The organism is Streptomyces sp. NPDC017520 (assembly GCF_044329855.1).
GTDB lineage: Bacteria > Actinomycetota > Actinomycetes > Streptomycetales > Streptomycetaceae > Streptomyces.
The window spans coordinates 623,411-648,675 of the sequence record NZ_JBIRKB010000001.1 but is presented as its reverse complement, the minus strand read 5'-3'; the positions used below and the strand labels follow the sequence as shown (position 1 = coordinate 648,675).

The 25,265-nt window shown below is 71.7% G+C and carries 25 protein-coding genes and 1 riboswitch; of the genes, 7 read left to right on the top strand and 18 right to left on the bottom strand.

Annotation, left to right across the window (positions count from 1 at the left end):
* Window positions 1-346 precede the first annotated feature (346 nt).
* From ligA to ACH4KB_RS02880, 4 genes are all read right to left on the bottom strand, one after another.
* On the bottom strand, window positions 347-2,578 hold the full coding sequence (ligA, locus tag ACH4KB_RS02895; protein ID WP_398062941.1) for an NAD-dependent DNA ligase LigA: 2,232 nt from the start codon (window positions 2,576-2,578) through the stop codon (window positions 347-349).
* 32 nt (window positions 2,579-2,610) lie between these two features.
* On the bottom strand, window positions 2,611-3,639 hold the full coding sequence (locus ACH4KB_RS02890; protein ID WP_398062939.1) for a methionine synthase: 1,029 nt from the start codon (window positions 3,637-3,639) through the stop codon (window positions 2,611-2,613).
* Between the two features lie 64 nt (window positions 3,640-3,703).
* Window positions 3,704-4,393, bottom strand: a complete 690-nt coding sequence (locus tag ACH4KB_RS02885; protein ID WP_398062937.1) for an SDR family oxidoreductase — start codon at window positions 4,391-4,393, stop codon at window positions 3,704-3,706.
* A 60-nt stretch (window positions 4,394-4,453) separates the two neighbouring features.
* Complete coding sequence (locus ACH4KB_RS02880; RefSeq protein WP_361870613.1) at window positions 4,454-4,993, bottom strand: TIGR00730 family Rossman fold protein; 540 nt, start codon at window positions 4,991-4,993, stop codon at window positions 4,454-4,456.
* 102 nt (window positions 4,994-5,095) lie between these two features.
* On the opposite strand from ACH4KB_RS02880, the gene ACH4KB_RS02875 reads away from it, so the two are divergent.
* Window positions 5,096-5,431, top strand: a complete 336-nt coding sequence (locus tag ACH4KB_RS02875; protein WP_398062935.1) for a DUF427 domain-containing protein — start codon at window positions 5,096-5,098, stop codon at window positions 5,429-5,431.
* A gap of 74 nt (window positions 5,432-5,505) precedes the next feature.
* Window positions 5,506-6,309, top strand: a complete 804-nt coding sequence (locus ACH4KB_RS02870; RefSeq protein ID WP_398062933.1) for an alpha/beta fold hydrolase — start codon at window positions 5,506-5,508, stop codon at window positions 6,307-6,309.
* A gap of 153 nt (window positions 6,310-6,462) precedes the next feature.
* On the opposite strand, the gene mnmA is transcribed toward ACH4KB_RS02870, so the two are convergent.
* Window positions 6,463-7,599 (bottom strand): tRNA 2-thiouridine(34) synthase MnmA, encoded by a 1,137-nt coding sequence (mnmA, locus tag ACH4KB_RS02865; protein WP_398062931.1) that lies wholly within the window; start codon window positions 7,597-7,599, stop codon window positions 6,463-6,465.
* Window positions 7,600-7,660: 61 nt separating this feature from the next.
* On the opposite strand from mnmA, the gene ACH4KB_RS02860 reads away from it, so the two are divergent.
* Complete coding sequence (locus tag ACH4KB_RS02860) at window positions 7,661-8,410, top strand: N-acetylmuramoyl-L-alanine amidase (protein ID WP_398062929.1); 750 nt, start codon at window positions 7,661-7,663, stop codon at window positions 8,408-8,410.
* A 32-nt stretch (window positions 8,411-8,442) separates the two neighbouring features.
* On the opposite strand, the gene ACH4KB_RS02855 is transcribed toward ACH4KB_RS02860, so the two are convergent.
* The 3 genes from ACH4KB_RS02855 to ACH4KB_RS02845 form a co-directional block, all read right to left on the bottom strand.
* Window positions 8,443-9,612, bottom strand: a complete 1,170-nt coding sequence (locus ACH4KB_RS02855) for a cysteine desulfurase family protein (protein WP_398062927.1) — start codon at window positions 9,610-9,612, stop codon at window positions 8,443-8,445.
* A 111-nt stretch (window positions 9,613-9,723) separates the two neighbouring features.
* Window positions 9,724-10,203: a hypothetical protein gene (locus ACH4KB_RS02850; RefSeq protein WP_398062925.1), complete on the bottom strand. Its 480-nt coding sequence runs from the start codon at window positions 10,201-10,203 to the stop codon at window positions 9,724-9,726.
* Between the two features lie 143 nt (window positions 10,204-10,346).
* Window positions 10,347-10,502, bottom strand: coding sequence for a hypothetical protein (locus ACH4KB_RS02845; protein ID WP_398062923.1), 156 nt, complete (start codon window positions 10,500-10,502; stop codon window positions 10,347-10,349).
* 139 nt (window positions 10,503-10,641) lie between these two features.
* Between ACH4KB_RS02845 and ACH4KB_RS02840 the strand changes: the two genes are divergently transcribed.
* From ACH4KB_RS02840 to ACH4KB_RS02830, 3 genes are all read left to right on the top strand, one after another.
* Entirely contained in the window at window positions 10,642-11,268 is a 627-nt protein-coding gene (locus ACH4KB_RS02840) for a TetR family transcriptional regulator (RefSeq protein ID WP_398062921.1), read from the top strand.
* Between the two features lie 106 nt (window positions 11,269-11,374).
* Window positions 11,375-12,259 carry a DUF2268 domain-containing protein gene (locus ACH4KB_RS02835; RefSeq protein WP_398062919.1) on the top strand — a complete coding sequence of 295 codons (885 nt, stop codon included), beginning with the start codon at window positions 11,375-11,377 and terminating at the stop codon, window positions 12,257-12,259.
* 42 nt (window positions 12,260-12,301) lie between these two features.
* Entirely contained in the window at window positions 12,302-13,123 is an 822-nt protein-coding gene (locus ACH4KB_RS02830) for a MerR family transcriptional regulator (protein WP_398062917.1), read from the top strand.
* A 9-nt stretch (window positions 13,124-13,132) separates the two neighbouring features.
* On the opposite strand, the gene ACH4KB_RS02825 is transcribed toward ACH4KB_RS02830, so the two are convergent.
* The 10 genes from ACH4KB_RS02825 to ACH4KB_RS02780 all read right to left on the bottom strand — a co-directional run bounded on the left by ACH4KB_RS02825 (window position 13,133) and on the right by ACH4KB_RS02780 (window position 23,656).
* Window positions 13,133-14,002 (bottom strand): thioesterase family protein, encoded by an 870-nt coding sequence (locus ACH4KB_RS02825; RefSeq protein ID WP_179894395.1) that lies wholly within the window; start codon window positions 14,000-14,002, stop codon window positions 13,133-13,135.
* Between the two features lie 71 nt (window positions 14,003-14,073).
* Window positions 14,074-14,745: a trimeric intracellular cation channel family protein gene (locus tag ACH4KB_RS02820; protein WP_398062915.1), complete on the bottom strand. Its 672-nt coding sequence runs from the start codon at window positions 14,743-14,745 to the stop codon at window positions 14,074-14,076.
* A gap of 29 nt (window positions 14,746-14,774) precedes the next feature.
* Window positions 14,775-16,130 (bottom strand): ABC transporter ATP-binding protein, encoded by a 1,356-nt coding sequence (locus ACH4KB_RS02815; protein ID WP_398062913.1) that lies wholly within the window; start codon window positions 16,128-16,130, stop codon window positions 14,775-14,777.
* The gene (locus tag ACH4KB_RS02810) at window positions 16,127-17,119 is read right to left on the bottom strand and encodes an ABC transporter ATP-binding protein (protein ID WP_398062911.1); all 993 of its coding nucleotides are present in this window, start codon (window positions 17,117-17,119) and stop codon (window positions 16,127-16,129) included. Before ACH4KB_RS02810 ends, ACH4KB_RS02815 begins: the two co-directional genes overlap by 4 nt.
* Before the next feature lie 6 nt (window positions 17,120-17,125).
* The gene (locus tag ACH4KB_RS02805; RefSeq protein ID WP_398062909.1) at window positions 17,126-18,088 is read right to left on the bottom strand and encodes an ABC transporter permease; all 963 of its coding nucleotides are present in this window, start codon (window positions 18,086-18,088) and stop codon (window positions 17,126-17,128) included.
* Window position 18,089: 1 nt separating this feature from the next.
* On the bottom strand, window positions 18,090-19,094 hold the full coding sequence (locus ACH4KB_RS02800) for an ABC transporter permease (protein WP_398062907.1): 1,005 nt from the start codon (window positions 19,092-19,094) through the stop codon (window positions 18,090-18,092).
* Between the two features lie 85 nt (window positions 19,095-19,179).
* Entirely contained in the window at window positions 19,180-20,850 is a 1,671-nt protein-coding gene (locus ACH4KB_RS02795) for an ABC transporter substrate-binding protein (protein ID WP_398062905.1), read from the bottom strand.
* A gap of 252 nt (window positions 20,851-21,102) precedes the next feature.
* On the bottom strand, window positions 21,103-21,849 hold the full coding sequence (locus ACH4KB_RS02790; RefSeq protein ID WP_398063340.1) for an enhanced serine sensitivity protein SseB C-terminal domain-containing protein: 747 nt from the start codon (window positions 21,847-21,849) through the stop codon (window positions 21,103-21,105).
* Between the two features lie 273 nt (window positions 21,850-22,122).
* Complete coding sequence (locus ACH4KB_RS02785; protein WP_398062903.1) at window positions 22,123-22,893, bottom strand: enhanced serine sensitivity protein SseB; 771 nt, start codon at window positions 22,891-22,893, stop codon at window positions 22,123-22,125.
* Window positions 22,894-22,963: 70 nt separating this feature from the next.
* Window positions 22,964-23,656, bottom strand: a complete 693-nt coding sequence (locus ACH4KB_RS02780) for an AAA family ATPase (protein WP_398062901.1) — start codon at window positions 23,654-23,656, stop codon at window positions 22,964-22,966.
* Between the two features lie 175 nt (window positions 23,657-23,831).
* Window positions 23,832-23,929, top strand: a riboswitch (glycine riboswitch).
* 174 nt (window positions 23,930-24,103) lie between these two features.
* Between ACH4KB_RS02780 and gcvT the strand changes: the two genes are divergently transcribed.
* On the top strand, window positions 24,104-25,228 hold the full coding sequence (gene gcvT / locus ACH4KB_RS02775) for a glycine cleavage system aminomethyltransferase GcvT (protein ID WP_398062899.1): 1,125 nt from the start codon (window positions 24,104-24,106) through the stop codon (window positions 25,226-25,228).
* The last annotated feature ends 37 nt before the right edge of the window (window positions 25,229-25,265 follow it).

Sequence of the window (25,265 nt, the reverse complement as noted above, 5' to 3'; positions counted from 1 at the left end):
CGTCCCTCTCACAGCCGGCGGTGCCGATGTCCCTCGGGGCGCCCGCTCCCGTGGCACCACGGCCCGGTCGAGCGGCCGTGCACGGCGGGCGCACCTCTCAACAGTAGGCCGCGAAAGGCTTCCAGGGGCAGCGCTCTACAGCTCTTGCCCGAATGCGAACCGACCACCCGTCACCATCTGCTATTGACCCGAACGGGTGGCGCGGCAGGGCCATTCGGGGAACGGCGGCCCCTTCTTCACCCCTCTGCCCCGTTTCCTTCCCCGTACGGGCCGCGCCACGCCGGGGCAGCGTCTCGAAGGCGTCTCGATCCGGAGAACAGTGGGCGAACGAGGGTCCGGCGGGTGGTCACTCCCCGCTGTCCTCCGGGTCGGTGCCGGGCGCGGCTTCCGGGGCGGGCAGGGCCGCCTCCTTCGCACGTTCGGGCCCCTGTTCGAGCAGGATCGCGAATCCGTCCTCGTCCAGCACGGGCACCTTCAGCTGCATCGCCTTGTCGTACTTGGAGCCGGGGTTGTCGCCGACGACCACGAACGCGGTCTTCTTCGACACCGATCCGGCGACCTTCGCGCCCAGCGCCTGAAGCGCCTCCTTGGCACCGTCGCGGGTGTGGCCCGCGAGGGTGCCGGTGACGACGACGGTGAGTCCTTCGAGGGGGCGGGGGCCCTCGTCCGTCCCGGAGTCCTCGTCCGCCATGCGCACTCCGGCCTCGCGCCACTTGCGCACGATCTCGCGGTGCCAGTCCTCGGCGAACCACTGCTTGACCGAGGCCGCGATGGTCGGCCCGACGCCGTCGGCGGCGGCCAGCTCCTCCTCGCTCGCCTCGTCGATCCGGTCGATGGAACGGAACTGACGGGCCAGCTCCTGGGCGGCGACCGGCCCCACGTGCCGGATGGAGAGCCCGGTGAGGATCCGGGCGAGCGGAGCTTCCTTTGCGGCGGCGATGCCTTCCAGCATGGCCACCGCGTTCTTCTTCGGCTCGCCCTGCTGGTTGGCGAAGACCGTGGCGATCTTCTCCTCGCCGGTCTTCGAGTCGCGCTTGGGCAGCCCGCTGTCCTGGTCCAGGACGTACGCCCGGATCGGCAGCAGCTGGTCGACGGTGAGGGAGAACAGATCGCTCTCGTCGCGCAGGACGGGCTCGGCGGGCTCCAGGGGCCGGGTCAGGGCGGCGGCGGCCACATAGCCGAAGTGGTCGATGTCCAGGCTCTTGCGTCCGGCGAGGTAGAAGACGCGTTCACGCAACTGGGCGGGACAGGCGCGGGCGTTGGGGCAGCGGAGGTCGATGTCGGCCTCCTTCATCGGCCGCAGCTCGGTCCCGCACTCGGGGCAGTGGGTCGGCATCTCGAAGGCCTTCTCGGTGCCGTCGCGCAGGTCGACGACGGGGCCGAGGATCTCGGGGATGACCTCGCCCGCCTTGCGGATGACGACGGTGTCGCCGATGAGGACGCCCTTGGCCTTCACCACGTTCTGGTTGTGCAGGGTGGCGAACTCGACCTCGGAACCGGCTACTTCGACCGGTTCGACCTGGGCGTACGGGGTGACGCGGCCGGTGCGTCCGACGCCGACGCGGATGTTGACCAGCTTGGTGTTGACCTCTTCGGGGGCGTACTTCCAGGCGATGGCCCAGCGCGGGGCGCGCGAGGTGGAGCCGAGGCGTCCCTGGAGCGGGATCTCGTCGAGCTTGACGACGACGCCGTCGATCTCGTGCTCGACGGAGTGCCGGTGCTCGCCGTAGTACGCGATGAACTCCCGTACGCCGGCGAGGGAGTCGACGACCTTGTTGTGCTGGGCGGTGGGCAGGCCCCAGGCGTGGAGCAGCTCATAGGCCGCGGAGAGGCGGTCGATGCTCAGACCCTCGTGGGCGCCGATTCCGTGCACCACCATGTGCAGCGGGCGGGCGGCGGTGACCTTGGGGTCCTTCTGGCGCAGCGATCCGGCCGCCGCGTTGCGCGGGTTGGCGAAGGGCTTGTCGTCGGCGGCGACCAGCCGGGCGTTCAGCTCCTCGAAGTCCTCCATGGGGAAGAAGACCTCGCCGCGGATCTCCACGAGCGCGGGGATGTTCTCGCCCTTGAGGCGGTGCGGGATCTCGGCGATCGTCCGGACGTTGGGGGTGATGTCCTCGCCGGTGCGGCCGTCGCCGCGGGTCGCCGCCCGGGTCAGGCGGCCCTGCTCGTAGGTGAGGTTGACAGCGAGGCCGTCGACCTTGAGCTCGCACAGGAAGTGGTGGTCGGGGGTGCCGACGTCCTTGGCGACCCGGTCCGCCCAGGCGGCCAGCTCCTCGTCGTCGAAGGCGTTGTCCAGGGAGAGCATCCGCTCGCGGTGCTCGACGGAGGTGAACTCCGTGCGGTAGGGCCCGGCGACCTTCTGGGTCGGGGAGTCCGGGGTACGCAGCGACGGGTGCTCCTCCTCCAGGGCCTCCAGGGAGCGCAGCTGCCGGTCGAACTCGCCGTCGCTGACGACCGGCTGGTCCTTCACGTAGTAGCGGAAGCGGTGCTCCTCGATCTGCTCGGCCAGCAGCGCGTGCTTCTCCCGCACGTCCGCCGGAACCGAGCTCTCCTGCTCCACCCGCTCTTCGCCCGCCATCGTCCCGTCCTCCTGTGTACCCGTCGTCCCCGTCACTCAGGGTTGTCCGCGAGCGACCTCGCCGCCCGGGCGCTGTGGGCGAGCGCGGTGCGGGCGTGCGCGGGCGACGCACCCGCGAGACCGCACGACGGGGTGATCGTGACGGACTCGGCGAGAGTCCCCGGATTCAGCCCCAGCCTGCTCCACAACGTCCTGACTCCCATGACGCTACCGCCCGGGTCCGACAATCCCTCCGAGGCCGCGTCGGTGGAGGGCACCACGCCGAGGAAGAGCTGGGTGCCGCCCTCGACGGCTTCCCCGATCGCCTCCTCCTCACGCTCGGTGAGCAAGGAGAAGTCGAACGAGATGCCGTCGGTTCCGGCCCGGCGCAGCAGGGCGAACGGCACCTCGGGGGCGCAGGAGTGGACGAGCGTCGTGCCGTCCTCGCCCGCCGCGGCGAGGACGTCGCGCAGGGTCCCCTCGACGACCTGGCGGTCCACGGCCCGGTAGGTGCGATAGCCGCTGGCGGAGCGGACCCGGCCCAGCAGGACGGCGGTCAGGGAGGGCTCGTCCAGCTGGAGGACGACCTGCGCCCCGGGCATGCGGCGGCGGACCTCCGCGAGGTGGGCGCGGAGTCCTTCGGCCAGGGACCCTGCCAGGTCGCGGCAGGCGCCGGGGTCGGCCAGCATGGCTTCGCCGCCGCGCAGCTCCAGTGCTCCGGCCAGGGTCCAGGGGCCGACGGCCTGGACCTTGAGCAGGCCCTCGTACCCCTGGGTGAACTCCTCCAGGGCGTCCAGGTCCTCCCCCAGCCAGGAGCGGGCGCGGCGGGTGTCGCGGCCGGGCCGGTCGCTGATCCGCCAGCCGCTCGGCTCGACGTGTCCGTACATCTCGACGAGCATGCCGATGGTCCGGCCGATCATGTCGGCGCCCGGCCCGCGTGCGGGCAGTTCCGCCAGGTACGGCATGCCCTGGCCGTCGGCGAAGGAACCGGTGACGGTCTTCGCCGCCTCCCTCGCGTCTCCCCCGGGCATCGACCCGATGCCGGTAGCCGGACACCCGCTGAACTTGCTCTTCTCGCTCACGCGGGAAGCCTACGGTCCGGGGCGGGGAACCTGCTCCCCGGGACGTCGGCGGCTCCCCGGAACGTCAGCGGCCGGGACGGACGGTGAGGTCGTTGACCTCGGCGTCGCGCGGCAGGTCGATCGCCATCAGGATCGTGGTGGCCACCGACTCGGGGTCGATCCAGCGGGCCGCGTCGTACTCCTTGCCCTCCTGCTGGTGCACCTTGGCCTGCATGGGGCTGGCGGTGCGGCCCGGGTAGACGGTGGTGACGCGCACCCCGTTGCCGTGCTCCTCGTGGCGCAGGGAGTCGGCGAGCGCCTTGAGGCCGTGCTTGCTCGCGGCGTACGCGCTCCACCCGGCGTGGGCGGCGAGCCCTGCCCCGGAGTTCACGAACAGGACCTGGCCCTGGGAGACGCGGAGCTGCGGGAGCAGGAGGCGGGTGATCTCGGCGGGGGCGATCAGGTTGGCGTTGAGCTGGAAGTGCCAGGCCTTGGGGGTGAGCTCGCCGACTTCGCCGAGCTCGACGACGCCCGCGATGTGCAGCAGGGTGTCGATCCGCTCGGGCATGGGCTGCTGGCCGAACGCCCAGGACAGCCGGTCGGGGTTGCCGAGGTCGCCGACGAGGGTGCGCGCGCCCGGGTAGCGGTCGGCGAACTCCTTGGCGCGGCCGGCGTCGCGGGCGAGCAGGACGACGTCGTCGCCGCGCTCCTGGAGGCGGCGGGCGACAGCGGCCCCGATGCCGGAACCGGCGCCGGTGATGAGGTGGGTAGACATGGGGCGATCCTAGGACCGCTGCTCCCTACCGGTGACCGGTGGACGCCTCGCCGGTGCTCCTCACTGGTGACCGGCGGACTCCTCCAGGTAGGCGAGCGCGCCGACGCCGTCCTTGGCGAAGAAGACCAGGTCGGTCAGGGGGACGGGCAGGAAGCCCTCGTCCTCCATGCGCTGGAACTGCTGGCGCAGCCCGTCGTAGAAGCCCGCGGTGTTCAGCAGGACGACCGGCTTGGTGTGCTTGCCGTGCTTCTTCAGCTCCAGGATCTCGGTGGCCTCGTCGAGTGTCCCGGTCCCACCGACCATGATCACGACCGCGTCGGCCTTCGCCAGGAGAAGCGCCTTGCGCTCGGCGAGGTCGCGGGCGATCACCATCTCGTCGGCGTTCGTGCGGGCCTTCGCGGCGAGGAAGTCGACCGAGACCCCCACGAGCCGTCCGCCCGCCGCCTGCACGCCGTCCGCGACGACCTTCATCAGCCCGCTCTCCGATCCGCCCCAGACGAGGGTGTGCCCGCCCCTGCCGAGCAGCTCGGCGAACTCCCGGGCGGGCACGGTGTAGCGGTCGTCGAGGTCGGCGGCGGAGAGGAAGACGCAGATGTTCATGGGCCAACCGTACGACCCGCCTCGGACACTTCCTAGGCCACCCGTCGCGGGAAGGTTCGGCGTACGGGGAAGAACACGGCCTCGTACGTCGCTGAAGCAGGCATGACTGCCACGCGAGGACACCGCATCACCGTCGAGCCGGGCACCGAGCACGTCCGGGTGGTGCACGACGGACAGCTGCTGGCCGAGAGCCGCCGCCCGCTCGTGCTCCGTGAGACCGGCTGCCCGGTCCGCTACTACCTGCCGCCCGAGGACGTCCGCACCGACCTGCTCTCCCCGTCGGACACCTCCACCCACTGCCCGTTCAAGGGGGACGCCTCCTACTGGTCCCGACCCGGTGCCGACGACCTCGTCTGGGCCTACCCGGACCCGAAGCCCGAAGTCGCCGCGATCAAGGACCACTTCTGCTTCTACGCCACGGAGACGGTGGCCGACTGACCCTCGCTACGGGCTCCGTGAGAATTTCTCCGCCGGAACGATGAGTTTTCCGGACCGCCCCGGTCTCCTCTCCCATGGACAGGATTCTCTCCGCCGACGGCACGCCGATCGCCTACCGACGCCAGGGTGACGGCCCGCCACTGGTGCTCGTCGGCGGGGCGCTGAGCGCCTCGGCCACCGACGCGCCGCTGGCCGCCCTGCTCGCGCCACGCTTCACGGTGCTCACCTACGACCGCCGGGGCCGGGGCGCCAGCGGTGACGCCGGGCACTGCACCGTGGCGCGGGAGGTCGAGGATCTGGCCGCCGTGGTCGCGGCGGCCGGACCCGGCGCGTCGGTCTTCGGCATGTCGTCGGGCGGGGCGCTGGCCCTGGAGGCGGTCGCCGCCGGGCTGCCGGTGGAGCTGCTCGCCGTGTACGAGCCGCCTTATACGCCCGGCGCGTCGGGGCTGCTGTTCAAGGCCCGCTGCACGGCCCGGCTGCACCGGCTGCTGGCGGCCGGGGACCGGGGCGGGGCGGTGGAGCTGTTCCTGTCGATGACGGGTGTCGCGGAGGAGACGGCCGCCCGGATGCGGCGCACCCCGCTCTGGGCGGAGCTGGAGGCGATGGCGCACACCCTGGCGTACGACGACGCCCTGCTGGGCGACGGCGCGGTCCCGGTCGAGCGGTTCGCGGCCGTCGCGGCCCGGACGCTGGTGATCTGCGGCGGCTTCAGCAGCCCCCCGGCGCGTGCGGCGACCCGGACCCTGGCCGAGGCGCTGCCGCGCGGCCGGCACCGCACGCTGACCGGCCAGATGCGCGAGGTGGCGCCCCAGGTGCTCGCGCCGGTGCTGGCGGAGTTCTTCGCGAAGGACGTGTACGCGTACCGGCAGGCGTCGTGAGGCGTGGGGCGGTCACGACACACGTCGGGCGTCGTGAGCCGGTGGGCGGGCACGCACGTCGCGCGTCGCGAGCCGGTGAGGCGGTCACGCACGTCGCGCGTCGCGAGCCGCTGACCGTGGCCGTCCCCGGCGGGGTCCGGACGGGCCCCCGCCTCAGCCGCCCGTCGCCGCCCGCTCGCGACGGGACGTCGTGGCGATGGTGGCCGAGCCGACCACGCGCGTGCCGTCGTACAGGACGACCGCCTGGCCGGGGGCCACGCCCCGGACCGGCTCGGTGAAGGTGACGTTCAGCTCGGAGCCGTCCACCAGCTCGGCCGTGACCTCGGTCTCGCCGCCGTGGGCGCGGAGCTGGGCGGTGTACGTGCCGGGGCCGGACGGGGGCGTTCCGCACCAGCGGGGCTTGATGGCGGTCAGCGCGGTCACGTCGAGGGCCTCGACGGGGCCGACGGTGACGGTGTTGTTCACCGGGGAGATGTCGAGGACGTAGCGCGGCTTGCCGTCGGGGGCCGGGTGGCCGATCTTCAGGCCCTTGCGCTGACCGATGGTGAAGCCGAAAGCGCCCTCGTGGGTGCCCAGCTTCGTACCGGACTCGTCGAGGATGTCGCCCTCGGCCGGGCCGCCGAGGCGGTTCGCCAGGAAGCCCTGGGTGTCGCCGTCGGCGATGAAGCAGATGTCGTGGCTGTCGGGCTTCTTGGCGACCGCCAGGCCCCGGCGCTCGGCCTCGGCGCGGATCTCGTCCTTGGTGGTGAGGGTGTCGCCGAGCGGGAACATGGCGTGGGCGAGCTGCTTCTCGTCCAGGACGCCGAGCACATAGCTCTGGTCCTTGGCCATGTCGGAGGCGCGGTGCAGCTCGCGGCTGCCGTCCTCGGTGAGTACGACGGTGGCGTAGTGGCCGGTGCACACCGCGTCGAAGCCGAGGGCGAGGGCCTTGTCGAGCAGCGCGGCGAACTTGATCTTCTCGTTGCAGCGCAGGCAGGGGTTGGGGGTGCGTCCGGCCTCGTACTCCGCGACGAAGTCCTCGACGACGTCCTCGCGGAAGCGTTCCGCCAGGTCCCAGACGTAGAACGGGATACCGATGACGTCGGCCGCGCGGCGGGCGTCCCGGGAGTCCTCGATGGTGCAACACCCGCGCGCCCCGGTCCGGAAGGACTGGGGATTCGCGGACAGGGCGAGGTGGACACCGGTCACGTCGTGGCCCGCCTCGACGGCGCGGGCCGCGGCGACGGCGGAGTCCACGCCGCCCGACATCGCGGCAAGGACACGCAGGGGGCGCTGGGAAGTCTGAGTCATAGCTCCTCCAGGGTACGGGTCGTCGGGAACCGAACGCTCGCGGATATGCGTTGACGATCACATGGGGAACAACGGAAGCACCCGGGGTGCGCGAAAGCCTTCGGGAAAGTCTTCGGGCTCGTCTTCGCGGAAGAAGCCCGCGGACGGCGTCAGCCGGCGCGCGCTGCTGATCGGCGGCGGCGCGGTGGCGGCCGCCGGTACCGCCGCCGTGCTCGCGCGCGACCAGGTCAAGCGCCTGTGGTGGCAGGTGCCCGGGGTCGAGAAGCCCCGGAAGCCGGGCGAGCTGGACTACGCGGGGGCGACCTGGGTGGCCGCGTCGGAGGCGAACTGGCGGCGGGCGGACCGGCCGGACGACTTCACGATCGACCGCGTGATCATCCATGTCACCCAGGGCAGCTTCGCCAGTGCGGTGAGGGTGTTCCAGGACCCTGCCCACCAGGCCGCGACGCACTACATCGTGGGGCAGGACGGGCGGGTGGTGCAGATGATCCGCGAGCTCGACGTGGCGTACCAGGCGGGCAACCGCGCGTACAACGAGCGCGGCGTCGGCATCGAGCACGAGGGGTTCGTGGACCGGCCGAAGGACCTCACGAAGGCGATGTACGAGTCCTCGGCGCGGCTCACGGCGTCGATCTGCGCGCGGCACGACATACCCGTCGACCGGGAGCACATCATCGGGCACGTGGAGGTGCCGGGCACCGACCACACGGACCCGGGCCCGCACTGGGACTGGGACCGCTACCTGGAGCTGGTGCGCCGGGCCGCGACGGCGCCGCCCAGCCCTTCCCCCACGCCGTCGGCGAAGGCGTAGCGGCCGCTTCCCCAGCGAGCGGCCCCCCGCCGTCAGCTGAGCCCGGCCGTCCTCGCCCGCTCCACCGCCGGGCCGATCGCCTCGGCCAGCGCCTTCACGTCGTCCTCGGTCGAGGTGTGACCGAGCGAGAAGCGCAGGGTGCCCCGGGCCAGGTCCGGATCGGTCCCGGTGGCCAGGAGTACGTGGCTGGGCTGGGCGATCCCGGCGGTGCAGGCGGAGCCGGTGGAGCATGCGATGCCCTGGGCGTCCAGCAGCAGGAGGAGGGAGTCGCCCTCGCAGCCCGGGAAGCTGAAGTGGGCGTTGGCCGGGAGGCGTCCGGCCTGATCCGGGTCGCCGCCGAGCACGGCGTCCGGCACGGCCCGGCGCACGGCGGCCACGAGGTCGTCGCGCAGGGAGCCCACGCGCCGGGCGAACTGCTCGCGCCGCTCGGCCGCCAGCCGTCCGGCGACCGCGAAGGAGGCGACGGCGGGCACGTCCAGGGTGCCGGAGCGCACGTGCCGCTCCTGGCCGCCGCCGTGCAGAACGGGTACGGGGGTGTGATCGCGGCCCAGCAGCAGCGCGCCGATGCCGAACGGACCGCCGATCTTGTGCCCGCTGACCGTCATCGCGGCCAGTCCGGAGCGGGCGAAGTCGACCTCCAGCTGACCGAAGGCCTGGACCGCGTCGGCGTGCATGGGGATGGAGAATTCCGCCGCCACCGCCGCCAGTTCACGGACCGGCATGATGGTGCCGATCTCGTTGTTGGCCCACATCACGGTGATCATCGCGACGTCGTCGGGGTCGCGGAGGATCGCCTCGCGCAGGTCTTCCGGGTGGACGCGGCCGTGGCGGTCGACCGGGAGGTAGTCGACGGTCGCGCCCTCGTGGTCCGCGAGCCAGTCGACGGCGTCCAGGACGGCGTGGTGTTCGACGGGGCCGGCGAGGACCCGGGTGCGGCGGGGGTCGGCGTCGCGCCGGGACCAGTAGAGGCCCTTCACCGCGAGGTTGTCGGCCTCCGTGCCGCCGGAGGTGAGGACCACCTCGCTGGGGCGTGCGCCGAGGGCGTCAGCGAGGGCCTCTCTGGCCTCCTCGACGGTACGGCGGGCCCGGCGTCCGGCGGCGTGCAGTGAGGACGCGTTGCCGGTGGCGGAGAGCTGGGCGGTCATCGCCTCGATCGCTTCGGGAAGCATCGGGGTGGTCGCAGCGTGGTCGAGGTAAGCCATGGTGGAGCCGATTCTACGAGCCCGGGGTGGGGCTCATGGCGGGCGCGTCACGACCGGGTCCCCGCGCACGCTCGCGAGGGCGGATCGTGGGGCTGTGTGGCGGGGGGTGCGTCAGCCGCCGAGACTCCAGGAGACCGTGCCGTCGACGGTGACCAGGACGGCGAGCACGGCGAGGTCGGCGACGCCCAGGGAGAGGCCCAGCAGGGCGCGCCCTGGGCGGCGGGTGCGGCGGGCCAGGGCCAGCAGGGCCATCACGATCGCGGTGGGCCCGAGCAGGACGTTGAAGACCAGCAGCCCGACGAGGCCGAGGACGAACGACGCGACGGCCAGCCCGTCCGCCTCCCGGCCCATGGCCCGGGAGGCCGCGTCGTCCGCGTCCGCGACGGAGGCGGGTGCGGGGGCGGGGGCGGGGGCGGGGGCGGAAACGAGGCCGGCCTCGGCACCGGTATCGGTCGTAGCACCGGTACCGGTATCGGTCGTAGCACCGGTACCGGTATCGGCACCGGTATCGGTCGTGGCACCGGTACCGGTACCGGTACCGGCCTCGGAATCGGCGTCGGCCGCGCGGCGGGCGGAGTCGGTGAGGGTCATGATGCGAGCTCCTTCGGATCGGTCCGGGACACGGCAGGCTCGGCGGGGACGGGGGCAGGTTCGGGTTCTGGGTACGGCGGTCGGGTCAGCGGGGGCGGGGGCAGGTGCAGGTTCTGGTGCGGGTTCTGGGTACGGCGGCCGGGTCAGCGGGGGCGGCGCGACGCGCGCTCGCGTACGGCGAAGATCAGCAGCCAGCAGCCGATCACGGTCGCGACGGCCAGGGCGAGCGGCAGCGGGATATGGGCGACCGTCCCGAGGACGATGCCCAGCAGAAGCAGCGCGGCGACGAGGACGAGCACGGCGGAACCTCTCTCTGCGACGACGAAGACCGTTCGGCAGTTGCCGGGGAAGCATTCGGAGTACGAGTGTTCACTGACTCATCAGCCTAAACCCCGAGCTCTCTTCCTCGACCCGGCGAACGGTTGTTTACTGAATGGCATGAGTCACACCCCCACCGGAGCCCGCCAGGCCCAGAAGCTCAGGACGCGCCAGTCCCTCCTGGACGCGGCCCTCGCCCTGCTGGAGCACCAGAGCCTGAGCAGCCTGGGACTGCGGGAGGTCACCCGGGCCGCCGGGGTCACCCCGACGGCCTTCTACCGGCACTTCGAGGACACCGCCGCGCTCGGCGTCGCGCTGGTCGAGGAGACGCTGGGCAGCCTGCACGGGCTCATCGGCGCGGTGCTCGCGGAGACGGGTGACAGCGAGGAACGGCTGGACCGCAGCGTGGAGGTGATAGCCCGTCATGTCGGCGCGCAGCCCGCGCACTTCCGGTTCATCGCCCGTGAGCAGCACGGCGGCGTGGGGCCGGTGCGCGTGGCCATCGCCGCCCAACTGCTGGGGTTCGCACAGGAGGTGGCGCTCGCGCTGCGCGAGGAGCCGGGGTCGGCCGGGTGGAGCACGGAGGACCTGCTGATGCTGGGCGGCCTCTATGTGGACCACATGGTGATCACCGCGTCGGCCCTGCTGGATGCGGGTCCGGCGGGTGAGCGGGAGGTCGTCCGGGTGGCCCGGCGCCGGCTGCGGCTGGTCTCGATCGGCCGCGAGCACTGGCTGGACGAGAGGTGACCGCACCAGCCTCGACCGCCCCCGACCGCCCTTGACCCTCCCGTAACTCGGCCGCCCCCGACCGCCCTTGACCCTCCCGTAACAGGAGGCCCTACGGTCCCTGGGTATGAAGATCGTCGTCCATGACACCGCCTCCGCCCACCTCGACCTCCTGCGCCGCCCCGCGGCCCAACGACCCGACGCCCTGCGGGAGATGCTCGCCCCGTTGCAGGAGGTGATGTCCCGGGTGGGGGTCGGGGACCTCGTCGAGCGGCACCGCGCGGGCAGCGGGTTCCCGCTCGGCCGGGACGACTCCCGCCACCGGGAGGCCCTGGAGCGGATGCGGGAGGCCCGGGTGTGGCAGCGGATCGAGGACTCCCTGGCCGCCGCGCGGGAACGGCTGGGTTCGGCGGCGCCCGATGCGCTGACCGCCGGCACCGTGCACGTGGTTCTGGTGCTCGGCGACCCGGACGACCCGATGATGCGCCTCAACCAGGGCTACTTCGGCCTCGGCGGCATCCCGGGCGCGATCCTGCTGATGATGTGGCCCACCGCGACCGGCCTCGCCAAGATCGAGCACGCCGCCGCCCACGAGCTGCACCACAACGTCCGCTACGCCAACGTGGACTGGGACCCGATGACGGTCACCGTCGGCGAGCAGGTCGTGGCCGAGGGGCTGGCCGAGGCCTTCGTACGGGAGCTGGCGGGTGAGGACGCCATGGGCCCCTGGGCGACCTCGTTGTCCGGCGCGGAGCTGGACGACGCCTGCGCGAAGGTGGCGGCCGGGATCGACGTCGCGGGCATGCAGAACCTGTCCCCGTACGTGTTCGGCGACCGCACCGCCCTCCAGCTGGGGCAGGAGCCGGTCGGCCTGCCGGACTTCGCCGGCTACGCGGCCGGGCTGCGCTTCGCCGACGCCCACCTAGCGGCCTCCGGGCTGACCGCCGCCGCGAGCGTCGCCGTGCCCGCGCGTGAGGTTCTCGGACACGCGGGCGTGCCGACCACCGCGTGACCCGGCCGGGGCCTCCGCCTTCAGTTCCGGGAGACTGGACCGATGAGGAGCGAGGACCGGGGCCCCGAGGAACCGCCCGCCGACGGCCTGACCGTCGGCCGGACGGCCGGGCTCGTCGGGGTCAGTGTGAAGACGCTGCACCATTGGGACGCGATCGGCCTGGTGCGGCCGGGGGGCCGCACGAGGGCGGGGTACCGGGTGTACGGGGACGATGACGTCGCCCGGCTCCACCGGGTCCTCGTCTACCGGGAGATCGGCATCCCGCTCGCCGCGATCGGGCGCCTCCTGGACGACCCGGAGGTCGACGCGCGCGAGCATCTGCGGCGGCAGCGGGGGCAGCTCGCGGAGCGGATCTCCCGGCTGGAGCGGATGGTGGGCGCGGTGGACCGCATGCTGCTGGAGTCGAAGCCGGGGATCCGGCTGACGCCCGAGGAACAGGTGGAGATCTTCGGGGCCGACTGGGAGCCCGCCCGGACCGAGGAGGCCGAGGAGCGCTGGGGCGCCACGGAGCAGTGGGCGCAGTACGCGGAGCGGGCGGCCCGGATGAGCCGCGAGGACTGGAAGGACGTGGCGGCGTCCGTCGAGGCCCTGAACGCCGACCTCGCCACCGCGTACCGTACGGGCGTCGCCCCCGGGTCGAAGGTCGCGGACGCCCTCGCGGAGCGGCACCGCGCGCAGATCTCGACGTACTTCGACTGCACGTACGCCCTGCAGGTCTGCATCGGCCGGACGTATGCCACCGACCCCGGCTACGTCGCGCACTACGACGCGATCGCGCCGGGGCTCGGCGGCTGGCTGTGCGAGGTGATCGCCGCGAACGCCGGGGCCCACGGCGTCGATCCGGAGTCCGCGGTCTGGGAGTGAAGCGCTCCCTCAGGCCGTGCGCGGGGCCTTGGCCAGCTGGCGGGACTGGGCGACGAGGCGGTCGGCGCTGTCCCAGACCTCCGCGTCCTCCTCCAGGAAGCCGCCCGCGAGGTTGCGGGTGGTGATGGAGACGCGCAGCGGGCCCGGGGCGGGGCGGCAGCGGATGTGGGCAGTCAGCTCGACGGTGGGGGTCCAGCCGGCCAGGCCCAGCTCGAACGAGGTCGGCGGCAGGGCGTCCACGGTCAGCAGCAGCGACAGCGGATCCGGGTCGCGGCCGTCGGCCAGGCCGAACCAGCCACGCATCTCCCCCTTGCCGGACGGGGCCCCGACGGCCCAGCCGACGGTCGCCGGGTCGAGCTTGATGTCCAGGCGGTCGGTGATGGCGGAGCTGCCGGGAATCTTCGGCGCGCCGTCGCTCGGGCCGAGGCAGTGGTCCCGGTCGGGCATGGCCGGCGGCAGGGCCGTCGTGCGGACGTCGTCGGGGAGCGCGTCCAGGTCGCCGTAGGTGGCCAGGACCCGGATGCGCTCGATCTCGCTGCCGTCCTCGGCGTACTGGAAGAGGGAGGCCTGGCCCGTGGAGAGGGTGCGGCCGGTGCGGACGACCTGGGTGCGGATCACGGCCGGGCCGGGCACGGAGGCGGTGAGGTAGTGCGCCGAGACGGAGAACGGGTCGGCGTGGGGCAGCGCCTCGCCCAGGGCCCGCCCGAGCAGGGCCAGCAGATAGCCGCCGTTGACGGCGTGGATGATGGTCCAGCCCGCGGAGAGCTCGGCGTCGTAGACCCCGTCCTCGCGCAGGGTGACGGCGGTGTCCCGGTCGAACTCGCTGTCGCCGATGGTTGCCCGTGCGGTCTGCGCCGCCTCAGTCGCTGCCTGTGCCATGGCATGCACGGTACATGGACCTCACTACTGAGCGGTAGCTTTTTGTTGGTCGGATCGTCACACGGAAGATTTCAGGTGGCCGCCGAGCCCTTCTCGGCGCGGGCGGAGGAGCGGTTGTACGCGCGGGGCGCCCGCCAGTGGAAGCGCAGCGCCAGCAGCCGCAGGACGAACGCGGCGATCACCGCCATCCCGCTGGTCAGGGCGTTGAGGGTGTCGAAGCGGATGCACAGGGCCACCATGGTCGCGCCGACGATCGCGGGCACCGCGTACAGGTCGCGGTCCCAGCGCAGCAGGGAGGGCACCTCGTTGGCCAGCACATCGCGCAGCACACCGCCGCCCACCGCGGTGGCCAGGCCCAGCGCCGCCGACGCGGTGAGCCCGAGGCCGTACTCGTACGCCTTCATCGTGCCGGTCACGCAGAACAGGCCGAGCCCCGCCGCGTCGAACACGTTGACGCCGACCTGGATGCGCTCCACGTGCGGGTGGAGGAAGAAGACCAGGACAGCGGCGAACAGCGGGGTGGTGAAGTAGCCGAGGTCGGTGAAGGCGGCGGGCGGGATCGCGCCGATCATCACGTCACGGAACAGCCCTCCGCCCAGCGCTGTCACCTCCGCGAGAACCGCGATGCCGAAGACGTCGAAGTTCTTGCGGACGGCGAGCAGGGCGCCCGAGATCGCGAAGACGAAGATCCCGACGAGATCGAGCGCATGCTGGACGGAGGGCGTGAACAGTTCGGTGAGCACCGGGCAATTGTGCCGGTGTCGGGCGCTCCCTAAGCCTTCGGGCTGCCCTCCGTCCGTTCCGTGGCGTCCGCGGGCTTCCCTGCGGCGTCCGGGGCCTTCCCCGTGGCGTCCGCGGGCTTCGGGGCCTTCCCCGTGGCGTCCGCGGGCTTCGGGGCCTTCTCCGTGGCGTCCGCGGTCTTCCCCGTGGCGCCCGTCGCCTTCTCCTGGACGCCCGACGCCTTCTCCGTGGCCTCTGCCGCCTTCTCCGCGGCGGCCGCGTCGGCCTGGGCCGGTACGGTCGCGGGCTCCTTCGCGGGGACCTCGGCCTCGTTCTCCGCGGTCTCCACCGCTTCGGCCGCCACCTCTTCCGTGCCGGTGACCGCCTCGATGCCGGTGGCCAGGGTCTGCTTCACCGTCCCGGCCTCGATCTCGGCCGTGAAGTGGCAGGCCACCTTGTGCCCGTCCCCGGTGTCCAGCAGCGGCGGGCGCTCCGTGGCGCACTTGGTCTCCTGCACCCACGGGCAGCGGGTGTGGAACCGGCAGCCGGTCGGCGGGTTCGCCGGGGAGGGCAGGTCGCCGTGGAGGAGGATGCGCTCGCGGCGGTCCTCGACCTCGGGGTCGGGCACCGGGACCGCCGACATCAGCGCCTTGGTGTACGGGTGCCGGGGCCCCGCGTACAGCGCGTCGCTCGGGGCCTCCTCGACGAGCCCGCCGAGGTACATCACCCCGATGACGTCCGAGATGTGCCGGACCACGGCGAGGTCGTGCGCGATGACCAGGTAGGTCAGGCCGAGGGACTCCTGGAGCTCCTCCAGCAGGTTGATCACCTGCGCCTGGACCGAGACGTCGAGCGCGGAGACCGGCTCGTCGCAGATGATCACGTCCGGCTCCAGCACCAGCGCGCGGGCGATGCCGATGCGCTGGCGCTGGCCGCCGGAGAACTCGTGCGGGTAGCGGGACATCGCGTTGGACGGCAGGCCGACCTTGGCGAGGATGGACTCGATCTTCTTCCGGCGCTCCGCCGCGTCCTTCCCTATGCCGTGGGCGGCCATGCCCTCGGCGAGGATGGACTCGATGTTCTGCCGGGGGTTGAGGCTGCCCAGCGGGTCCTGGAAGACCATCTGGAGGCGGCGGCGGAAGACCCGCATCTCCTCGGAGGGCAGCTTCGCCAGGTCGGTGCCGTCGAAGACGACGGCGCCCTCGGTGATGTCGTTCAGCCGCAGGACCGCGCGGCCGAGCGTCGTCTTGCCGCAGCCCGACTCGCCGACCAGCCCGTACGTCTGTCCGGCCTCGACGCTCAGCGAGACGCCGTCGACGGCGTAGACGTGGCCCACCGTACGGTCGAAGAGGAGGCCCTTCTTGACCGGGAAGTGGACTTTGACGCCGTCCAGTTCGAGAAGGCTCATGCCGGGACCTCCGCCTTGGGCAGGACCGGGTTGACGCAGCGCACCTGGTGTCCGGCCGTGCGTGGTTCGGTCAGTTCGGGAGTGCCGGTGAGGCACTCCATCGTGTAGTGGTCGCACCGGGGTGCGAACGCGCAGCCGTCGGCCCAGGCGATCTTGTCGTTGATGGACCCGCGGATCGGGTGCAACGGCTCACCGCGCGGCGCGTCCAGCCGCGGGATGGAGCCGAGCAGCCCGTGCGCGTACGGGTGGGTGGGGTGGGCGAACAGCTCGCGACGGCCCGCCGATTCCACCGCCCGCCCCGCGTACAGGACGTTGACCTCGTCGCAGAGGCCGGCGACGACGCCGAGGTCGTGCGTGATCATCAGCAGGGCGGTGCCCTCCTGGTCGACCAGCTCCTTCAGGAGCTCCAGGATCTGCGCCTGGATGGTCACATCGAGTGCCGTCGTCGGCTCGTCGGCGATCAGCAGACGGGGCGCGCAGGCCACCGCCATGGCGATCAGCGCCCGCTGGCGCATACCGCCGGAGAGCTGGTGCGGGTACTCCTTGAGCCGCCGGTCCGGGTCGGGGATGCCGACCCGGTCGAGCAGCGACGCGGCTTCCTTGCGGGCCTTCTCGCCCTTCAGCCCGCGGTGGCGCTGGAGCATCTCGGTGACCTGGATCCCGATGGGGACGACCGGGTTCAGCGAGGAGAGCGGGTCCTGGAAGATCATCGCGAGCTGGCTGCCGCGCAGGTCGCGGAGCTTGCGCTCGTTCATGGTCAGCAGGTTCTGGCCGTCGAACTCGGCACGGCCGCCGACACGCACGCCCTTGCGGGGCAGCAGCCCCATCAGGGCGAGCGAGGTGACGGACTTGCCGCAGCCCGACTCGCCGACCAGGCCCACGACCTGGCCCTGGTCGACCTCGAAGGAGACACCGTCCACGGCCGTGGCGTCCTTGCGGCCACGGGCGGTGAAGGTGACGCTGAGTTCCTCAACGGAGAGCAGTGACATGGGACTTCAGCCTCGCAACTTCGGGTCGAGGGCTTCGCGCATGGCCTCGCCGAGCAGGGTGAAGCCGAGGGCGGTGATGATGATCCCGACGGCCGGGTAGGCGGCCATCATCGGCTCGTTGTCGAAGAAGCGCTGCGCCTGGGAGAGCATCACGCCCCACTCGGGAACGGCCGGGTCGGGGTTGCCGAGGCCCAGGTAGGAGAGGGCCGCGGCCTCGATGATCGCGGTGGCCAGGCTCAGCGTGGCCTGGACGATCACCGGGCTCAGCGAGTTCGGCAGGATCTGCGTGAGCACGATCCGCTTGCGCCGGATGCCGACCGCCTTCGCGGCGAGCACGTAGTCCGCACCGCCCTGGACCAGCATCGAACCGCGCAGCAGGCGGGCGAAGATGGGGATCTGGACGACACCCACGGCGATCATCACGGTGGTCAGCGACTGGCCGAGGACCGCGGCGATGGAGACCGCGAGCAGCAGCGAGGGCAGCGACAGCATGATGTCGGTGAAACGCATGATCACGGTGTCGACGCGCTGGCCGACCTTGCCGCCGAGGGTGGCGGCGGCTCCGGAGCCCACACCGACCAGCGCGCCGACGATCAATCCGATGAGCATGGAGACGACACCGACGAGCAGCGTCTGCCGGGCACCGACGAGCCAGCGGGAGAACATGTCGCGGCCCAGGTGGTCCAGGCCGAACCAGTTCTCGCCGCGCATGCCGATGAACTTGCCCTGGTTGGGGAAGACCTCGCTGCGCCAGTTCTGCGCAGTGGCTCCGTGCGGGGCCACCAGCGGCCCGACGACGGCGAGGACGATGAACGCGCCGATGATGACCGCGCCGATGATCGCCATCTTGCTGGAGCGCATCCGGCGGAACGCCTCGAGCCACAGGCTGTTGCCGGTGACCGTCTCCGAGCTCTGGGTCAGCTCGGCGAGGCGGTCGATCTTGTCCGCTTTGTTGGTCAGGATCGTCACGTCAGTGCACCCGCACTCTCGGGTCGATGATGCTGTACGCGAGGTCGACCAGCAGGTTGATCAGCACGTACACCATCGCGATGAAGAGAATGAACCCGACGAGGACCGGGTAGTCGCGGCCGTCGATCGCGGTACGGATGAAGGATCCCAGCCCGCCGAAGTCGAAGACGGACTCGGTGAGCACCGCACCGGAGAGCAGGCTGCCGGTCAGCAGGCCGACCGCGGTGATCACGGGCAGCAGGGCGTTGCGCAGGACGTGGCGCCCGCGCACGGTCCGCTTGTCGAGGCCCTTGGACTCGGCGGTGCGGATGTAGTCCTCGCCGAGCACTTCCAGGACGCTGGCGCGGGTCATCCGGACGATGACGGCGAGCGGGATCGAGGCCAGTGCGACGGCGGGCAGGGTCAAGTGCCAGATCGCGTTCAAGCTCGCGTCGAACTCACCGGTCAGCAGGCCGTCCAGGACGGCGAATCCGGTGACGTCGGTGGCGTTGATCTTGGAGCCGAGCCGGCCCTGGCTCGGGAACCACTGGAGCTGTACGGAGAAGATCCCGCGCAGCAGCACGGCCAGGAAGAAGACCGGGATGCAGATGCCGAGCAGCGATCCGGAGACGGAGGCGACGTCCAGCCAGCCGCCGCGGTGCTTGGCCGCCAGGTAGCCCATCGGGATGCCGACGACGACGGCGATCAGGATCGCCGCGAGGCTCAGCTCCACCGTGGCGGGGAAGGCGCGGGTGAATTCGTCCCACACCGGCTGGCCGGTCTGGGTGGAGGTTCCGAGGTCGAGCTCGAAGATGCGCTTGAGGAACCGCCAGTACTGGACGTGGACCGGCTCGTCGAGCCCGAGTGCCCTGTTGATTCTCGCTACTTCGGCTTCGGTGGCCCGCTCGCCCAGGATCGCTGTGGCGGGTCCGCCGGGCAGTCGGTTCAGCCAGAGGAACAGCAGGACCGACAGGCCGAGCAGGGTGGGAATGAGCTGGAGAAGTCTTCTGACGACGAGTCGCAGCACCCCGCATGCCCCTTTCTCACGTGCGTCGATGCGGGTCCGCCCGGCCACCTGGTTGCTGTGGCCGGGCGGACCCGCTGGTGTGCGATTACTTGAAGGAGACCTCGGCGAAGTTCTCCTGCGTCAGCGGGGAGACCTTCGGCGGGTTGACGTTCTTGGCGAACGCGATGGCCGGCGGCGACGACGAGATCGGCACGCCCGGGGCGTACTCAGCGATCGCCTCGTTGGCCTTCTGGTACGCCGCGGTGCGGGCGGCCGGGTCGGTGACCTTGGAAGCGGCGTTCACGGCGTCGAAGACCTTCTGGTCCTTGAAGCCCCACTGCTTGTCGGGCCCGGCGAACCAGGTGCCGATGAAGTTGTAGCCGTCGTTGAAGTCACCGGTCCAGCCGAGCATGTGCAGGGCGCAGGAGCCCGCCTCGGTGGCGTCCAGGTAGTCCGGGGCCCACTTCATGGCCTTCGGCTTGACGGTGATGCCGGCCTTCTCCAGGTCGGCCTTCATCAGCTCGAACATGTCCTGCGGGGCGGGCATGTACGGGCGGGTGACCTCGGTCGGGTAGCAGAAGTCGATGGTGAGCTTCTCCGCACCGGCCTGCTTGAGGAGGTCCTTCGCCTTGGCGGTGTCGAACGGGTACGTCTTCACCTTGTCCGAGTAGCCGGCGACCGTGTCGGGCATGAACTGGGTCGCGACCTTGCCGCCCTCGGGCAGCTGGGTGTTGACGAGGTTCTCGCGGTCGATGGCGTGCGTGATCGCCTGACGGACCTCGGGCTTCTTCAGCGCCGGGTTCGCCGACTGGCTCATGCCGAGGTAGAAGATGTTGAAGACGTCACGGGTCGGGACCTCGTAACCCTCCTTCTCCAGCGTCGTCACATCGGCCGGCGCGACCAGGTCGTAGCCGTCGATGTCACCCGCCTGGAGCGCCTGGCGGCGGGTCTCCTCGGTGGAGATGGTGCGGAAGACCAGGTTCTTCACCTTGGCCTTGTCGCCCCAGTAGCCGTCGAAGCGCGTGAGGGAGACTTCCTTGTTCCCCTTGTTCCACTTCGTGATCTTGTACGGGCCGGTGCCGGCGACCGTGCCGGCCTCCTGGCTGTACTTGGGGTACGTGATCGCGTCGCCCTTGGCGGTCGCGTCCTGCTTCTCGTACTCCTTGATGGCCTTCGGCGAGTGGATCGCCAGCGCCTGGAGGGAGAACCCGCCCGGCAGGTTCGCCGAGGGCTCGTTCACCTCGATGACGGCCGTGTTGTCGTCCTTGGCGGTGCAGGACTTGTAGTTGGGCTTGGGCGCCTCGGCGTCCTCGTTCTTCGCGAACCCGCCCATGATGGTCTGCCAGTAGTAGGAGACCGCGCTGGACTGGTACGTGCCCTTCCAGTTGAACCAGTGGTCGTAGTTCGCGCAGACCGCGGCGGCGTTGAGCGCCTCGCCGTCGTGGAACTTCACGCCCTGGCGCAGGTTGAACGTCCAGACCTTGCCGGCCGGGTCGCTCGACCACTTCTCGGCGAGGCCGCCGACGAGCTTGCTGCCACCGGGCTCGTGCTCCAGGAGCGCCTCGAAGGCCTGACGGGTGACGCGGAACGTCTCGCCGTCGCTCGCGAGGGCCGGGTCGAGGGAACCGGGGTCACCGGCTCCGGCGAAGACGAAGGTGTCCTTGTCGCCCCCCTTGGAGCCGCCCGCGTCCCGCTCGCTGGAACAGCCCGTGGCGATCAGACCGACAGCGACCGCTGTCGTGACCGCCCGGACAGCCCGGGACTTGAATATTCGCATGGGTCCACCCCTGGTTCGCCATGTGGTGAGGTTTGATGGCCGCACACTACAGACGGTGCCCGCCGCAAGAGAACAGTCCGGATAGCGGTGAGACCTAGTCGAGACCCGGACAGTTAACAAACCGTCCAGTTCCGGGACATCCTCCCGGGGGAAGTTAACAAGCCGGACATCGAGGGGAGTTCGACGGAGGGTGACCAGGACCCGCGAGCCCGGCATGTTCCGGACGACAGGCCGGGGTCCTGCCCGGAGCGGTCAGCGGGGCTGGGGCGGGTAGCCGTATCCGGGGGCGGCGAGGGGCGGCGGGCCGGCGGGTGCGTGGGACTCGCGGTCGTAGAACGGACGGGCGTTCGCGCGCAGCCACATGCCGACCGGGTCGTACTCGTCGGACAGGGCGACGGTGGAGACGGGCAGCCCCTCGGGGACCACGCCGACCGACTGCCGCATCATCTCCCGCACCGATTCGACGGAGGCGCGGCCCGTGTCATAGAGGTCGAGGCCGATCGCGAGATACGGGACGCCGACAGCGGGGTGCACCCAGGCGCGGCGCAGGGAGCGGATCGCGGGGGTGCGGTGGGCGTTCTGGGTGAGCAGGGCGTAGAACTGGGGGAGTTCGATGGCGGGATCGGAGAGCCGGAGCGGTCCGGCGGGCAGCCGGTCCAGGCCGGTGGCGATGCGCCGCAGGTCGAGCCAGGGGATGCCGACGCCGCCGCCGGGGGCGTGCGGATTGAGCCAGATGCCCCAGCGGTCGGGGAACAGGGCGCGGGCGATGTCGCGTCCGGTGACCAGCTCGTGGGCCCGGTTCCACCCACTGGCGGAGAGCTCCTGGGCGGAGGTGACGCAGGGGGCGTAGCCCAGGCCGTCGATCTCCATGTTCCCGTACTGGGCGTCCGGTGAGCCGGCCGTGCCGTGCCAGAGCAGCATCCAGATCCGGCCCTCGGCGACCGCGGCGAGCAGCGCCTCGTAGGCGTCGTAACGCCCGGGGGTCACCTGGCGCAGCATGTGCTCGACCTTCCCGGCCGCCGCAGTGCCTGACGCACTCACCCTGGGTTCCGCCCCTCGTCGATCCGTCGCGTGTCGATCCGTCGCGTTCGCGCCACCGCTCCCGGGCGCACGGGAGCGACCCCGCCATCAAACCAGCTTATGCGCCACTTCTGACACCGACTTGACGCCACGGTCCGGCGGCGCCGTCCCCCGGCCGCCTACCGTGGTCGCCCGTGGGCGTCGTACCCGTGGGCGTCGTACCCATGGGTCAGTGGCCCTCGCGTCGGCAGATCAGTGGCCCTCGCGTCGGTAGAACGGGCGCACCTTCTCCCGCATCCAGTCGCCGACGAGGTCCTCCGCCACATCCAGCAGGACCAGGTTGACCGGCCAGGGCACCTGGACCCGGCCGAGCGCGCGGCCGATGGCGTCCATGGGCGCGCTCTGTCCCGCGCCGTCCCAGGTGGCGAACTCGACGCCGACGAAGAGGACCGGGTCGCCGCCCTCGATGCTGGCCAGCGCCCGGCGTGCGGTGCTCACCACTGCGGAGGCCTCGAACTCCTCGGAGACCGCGGTGAGGAAGTCGACCGGGTCGTGCTGCCAGTCCGGCTCGAACAGCCGGACCCGGCCGCCGGTGGCGGACCCGTCCAGGGCGGTGCGGCCGGCCCGGCAGAGCTCGGCGACGGCGGGCGGCGGAAGCGGTATGCCGACCGCCCCGCCCGGATTCACGGCGATGCCGACCTGCGGGGGCAGCCCCCGGGCGAAGTCGCGGGCGGGCGCGACGGTGAAGGACATGTGGCCGCCGACGCAGCTGAGGAACTGGGCCTCGGAGCTGAAGACGGGGACGAAGGCCGCGCCGTCGATCTCCATCATCGGCAGGTCGAGGTCCGCGCTGGCGGGGGTGCCGCCGTTCGGCAGCGGCACCCAGACGGAGCTGCGGCCGAGCACCTCGACGAGGCGGCCGCCCGCGTCGGGGACGCCGAGCGAGGCCGTCAGCACCTCTTCGAGCTCGTTGGCGGGCCACCCCTGCTGGGGGTGTGCCGGTGCGGGTGCCGGAATGTCCACTGCCTCTGTGCCCTCTCTCCACCGCCTCGGCCGCGCGCGGCGGCCTCTGCTCCGGCCAGCACCTTAACCGTCAGCGGGGGGTGGAGGTCTCGGCGGCCGTGAAGGAGATCCGGTCGAGCGCTCCCGCCGCCGTGCGGTCCAGCAGCACCGCGGAGGTGCAGCCGGCGGGCAGCAGCCCCTGCTCGGTGTCGCGGAGCAGCCGGGCGACCGCGTGCCGGTGACGGGCGAAGGCGTAGCCGGAGACGCCGCGCCCCCGCTCGCGCTGCCCCTGCCGCGCCACCTCGGGCGTCACGTCGAGCAGGATCAGATGGAGGGTGCGGCCCCGGTTCACGGCGTGCCGGGCGAGCCAGCGGCGCACCCAGGTCTGGGTGCCGCAGTCGTGCACGACGACGGATTCACCGGAGCGCAGGGCGTTCCAGAGGCCGAGGTAGTGCGCGGCGCGGACCAGGGGCCGGTAGAGGGCGTAGGGCAGTAAGCGGGGCAGGGCGGCGGCCCAGCTGTCGCGGGTGTTCTGGGAGTCGATGGCGCGGCCCTGCGCGGCCCGCCGGATGAGGGTCGACTTCCCGCTGCCCGGAAGGCCCGAGACCACGACGACGTCACCGGCGGTGAGATCGAGGCTGTACGGACCGCAGGCGGTGCGCCCGCGCAGGTCGCGTACCACCGGCGCGCCCTCCGTCAGCAGCTCCCGCGCGGGAGCGCCGGGCTGTGCGGGCATCGCGCCGTGCGCGACCCCCGCGGTCGGTGCCGACCGCTGCAACGTCATCGCCCATCCCCCTGCCGTCGTGTCCCCCACGCCTGCCCCTGAAGTGTAAAGAAAAGGCAATGGGGCACAAGCGGCACAGGGCCTGTCGTCGCCGTCTTCACCTGCGTGGGGGCCGGACCCCCCACTCTCCCCCCATGCGTGCGATGATGACCCCGCCAACTGCATACCGGCCGTTCGAATCCGCGCGGGAGAGTTCCGGCCACAGTGTGAGCCGGGCGCCGAAGGAGCAAGATCCTCCCTTGAATCTCTCAGGCCCCGTACCGCGTGGATGAGGCAGATCTGAAAAGCGAGCCGTTCCGCGGCTCCACCCAAGGTGCAAGCCGAGCCCCCTGATCCGGGGCGCCCTCCAAGGGCATACCCCGTCGGGGGCTATCGGCGAACCTCTCAGGTTCCGATGACAGATGGGGAGGATTCGTCCTGACGTCGTCATGCCCTGGAGCCGTATCCATGAGCACTGCCCCCCGTCTCACCGCCCTCGACGCGCTGCACCGCTCGCTCGGCGCCACCATGACCGACTTCGCGGGCTGGGACATGCCCCTGCGGTACGCCAGTGAGCGCGACGAGCACAACGCCGTACGCACCCGGGCCGGTCTCTTCGACCTGTCGCACATGGGCGAGATCACCGTCACCGGGCCCGGGGCCGCCGCCTTCCTGAGCTACGCGCTGGTGGGCAACATCGCCACCATCGGCAACGGCCGGGCCCGCTACACGATGATCGTCCAGGAGGACGGCGGGATCGTGGACGACCTGATCGTCTACCGCCTGGGCGAGACGGAGGCCCCCGAATACATGGTGGTCGCCAACGCGGGCAACGCGCAGGTCGTGCTCGACGCGCTGACCGCCCGGGTCGGGGGCTTCGACGCCGAGGTGCGCGACGACCGGGACGCGTACGCGCTGCTCGCGGTCCAGGGACCCGAGTCGCCCGCCATCATGAAGGCCGTCACCGACGCCGACCTGGACGGGCTGAAGTACTACGCGGGCCTGCCGGGCACGGTCGCCGGGGTCCCGGCGCTCATCGCCCGTACCGGCTACACCGGCGAGGACGGCTTCGAGCTGTTCGTCGCGCCCGACCACGCCGAGCAGCTGTGGCGGGCGCTGACCGAGGCCGGATCCCCGCACGGCCTGATCCCCTGCGGGCTCTCCTGCCGGGACACGCTGCGCCTGGAGGCGGGCATGCCGCTGTACGGGCACGAGCTGACGACCGCGCTCACCCCGTTCGACGCGGGCCTGGGCCGGGTCGTGAAGTTCGAGAAGGAGGGCGACTTCGTCGGGCGCGAGGCCCTGACCGCCGCCGCCGAGCGCGCCGAGACCGCCCCGCCGCGCAAGCTGGTCGGGCTGATCGCCGAGGGCCGCCGGGTCCCGCGCGCCGGTTTCCCGGTCGTCGCGGACGGCAAGGTGATCGGCGAGGTCACCTCCGGCGCCCCGTCCCCGACGCTGGGCAAGCCGATCGCCATGGCCTACGTGGACGCGGCCTTCGCCGCCCCGGGCACCCAGGGCGTGGGCGTGGACATCCGCGGCACACACGAGCCGTACGAGGTCGTCGCGCTGCCGTTCTACAAGCGCCAGAAGTGATATTCCGGAAGGACCGGCGGTAACCGGATCTTCCCGA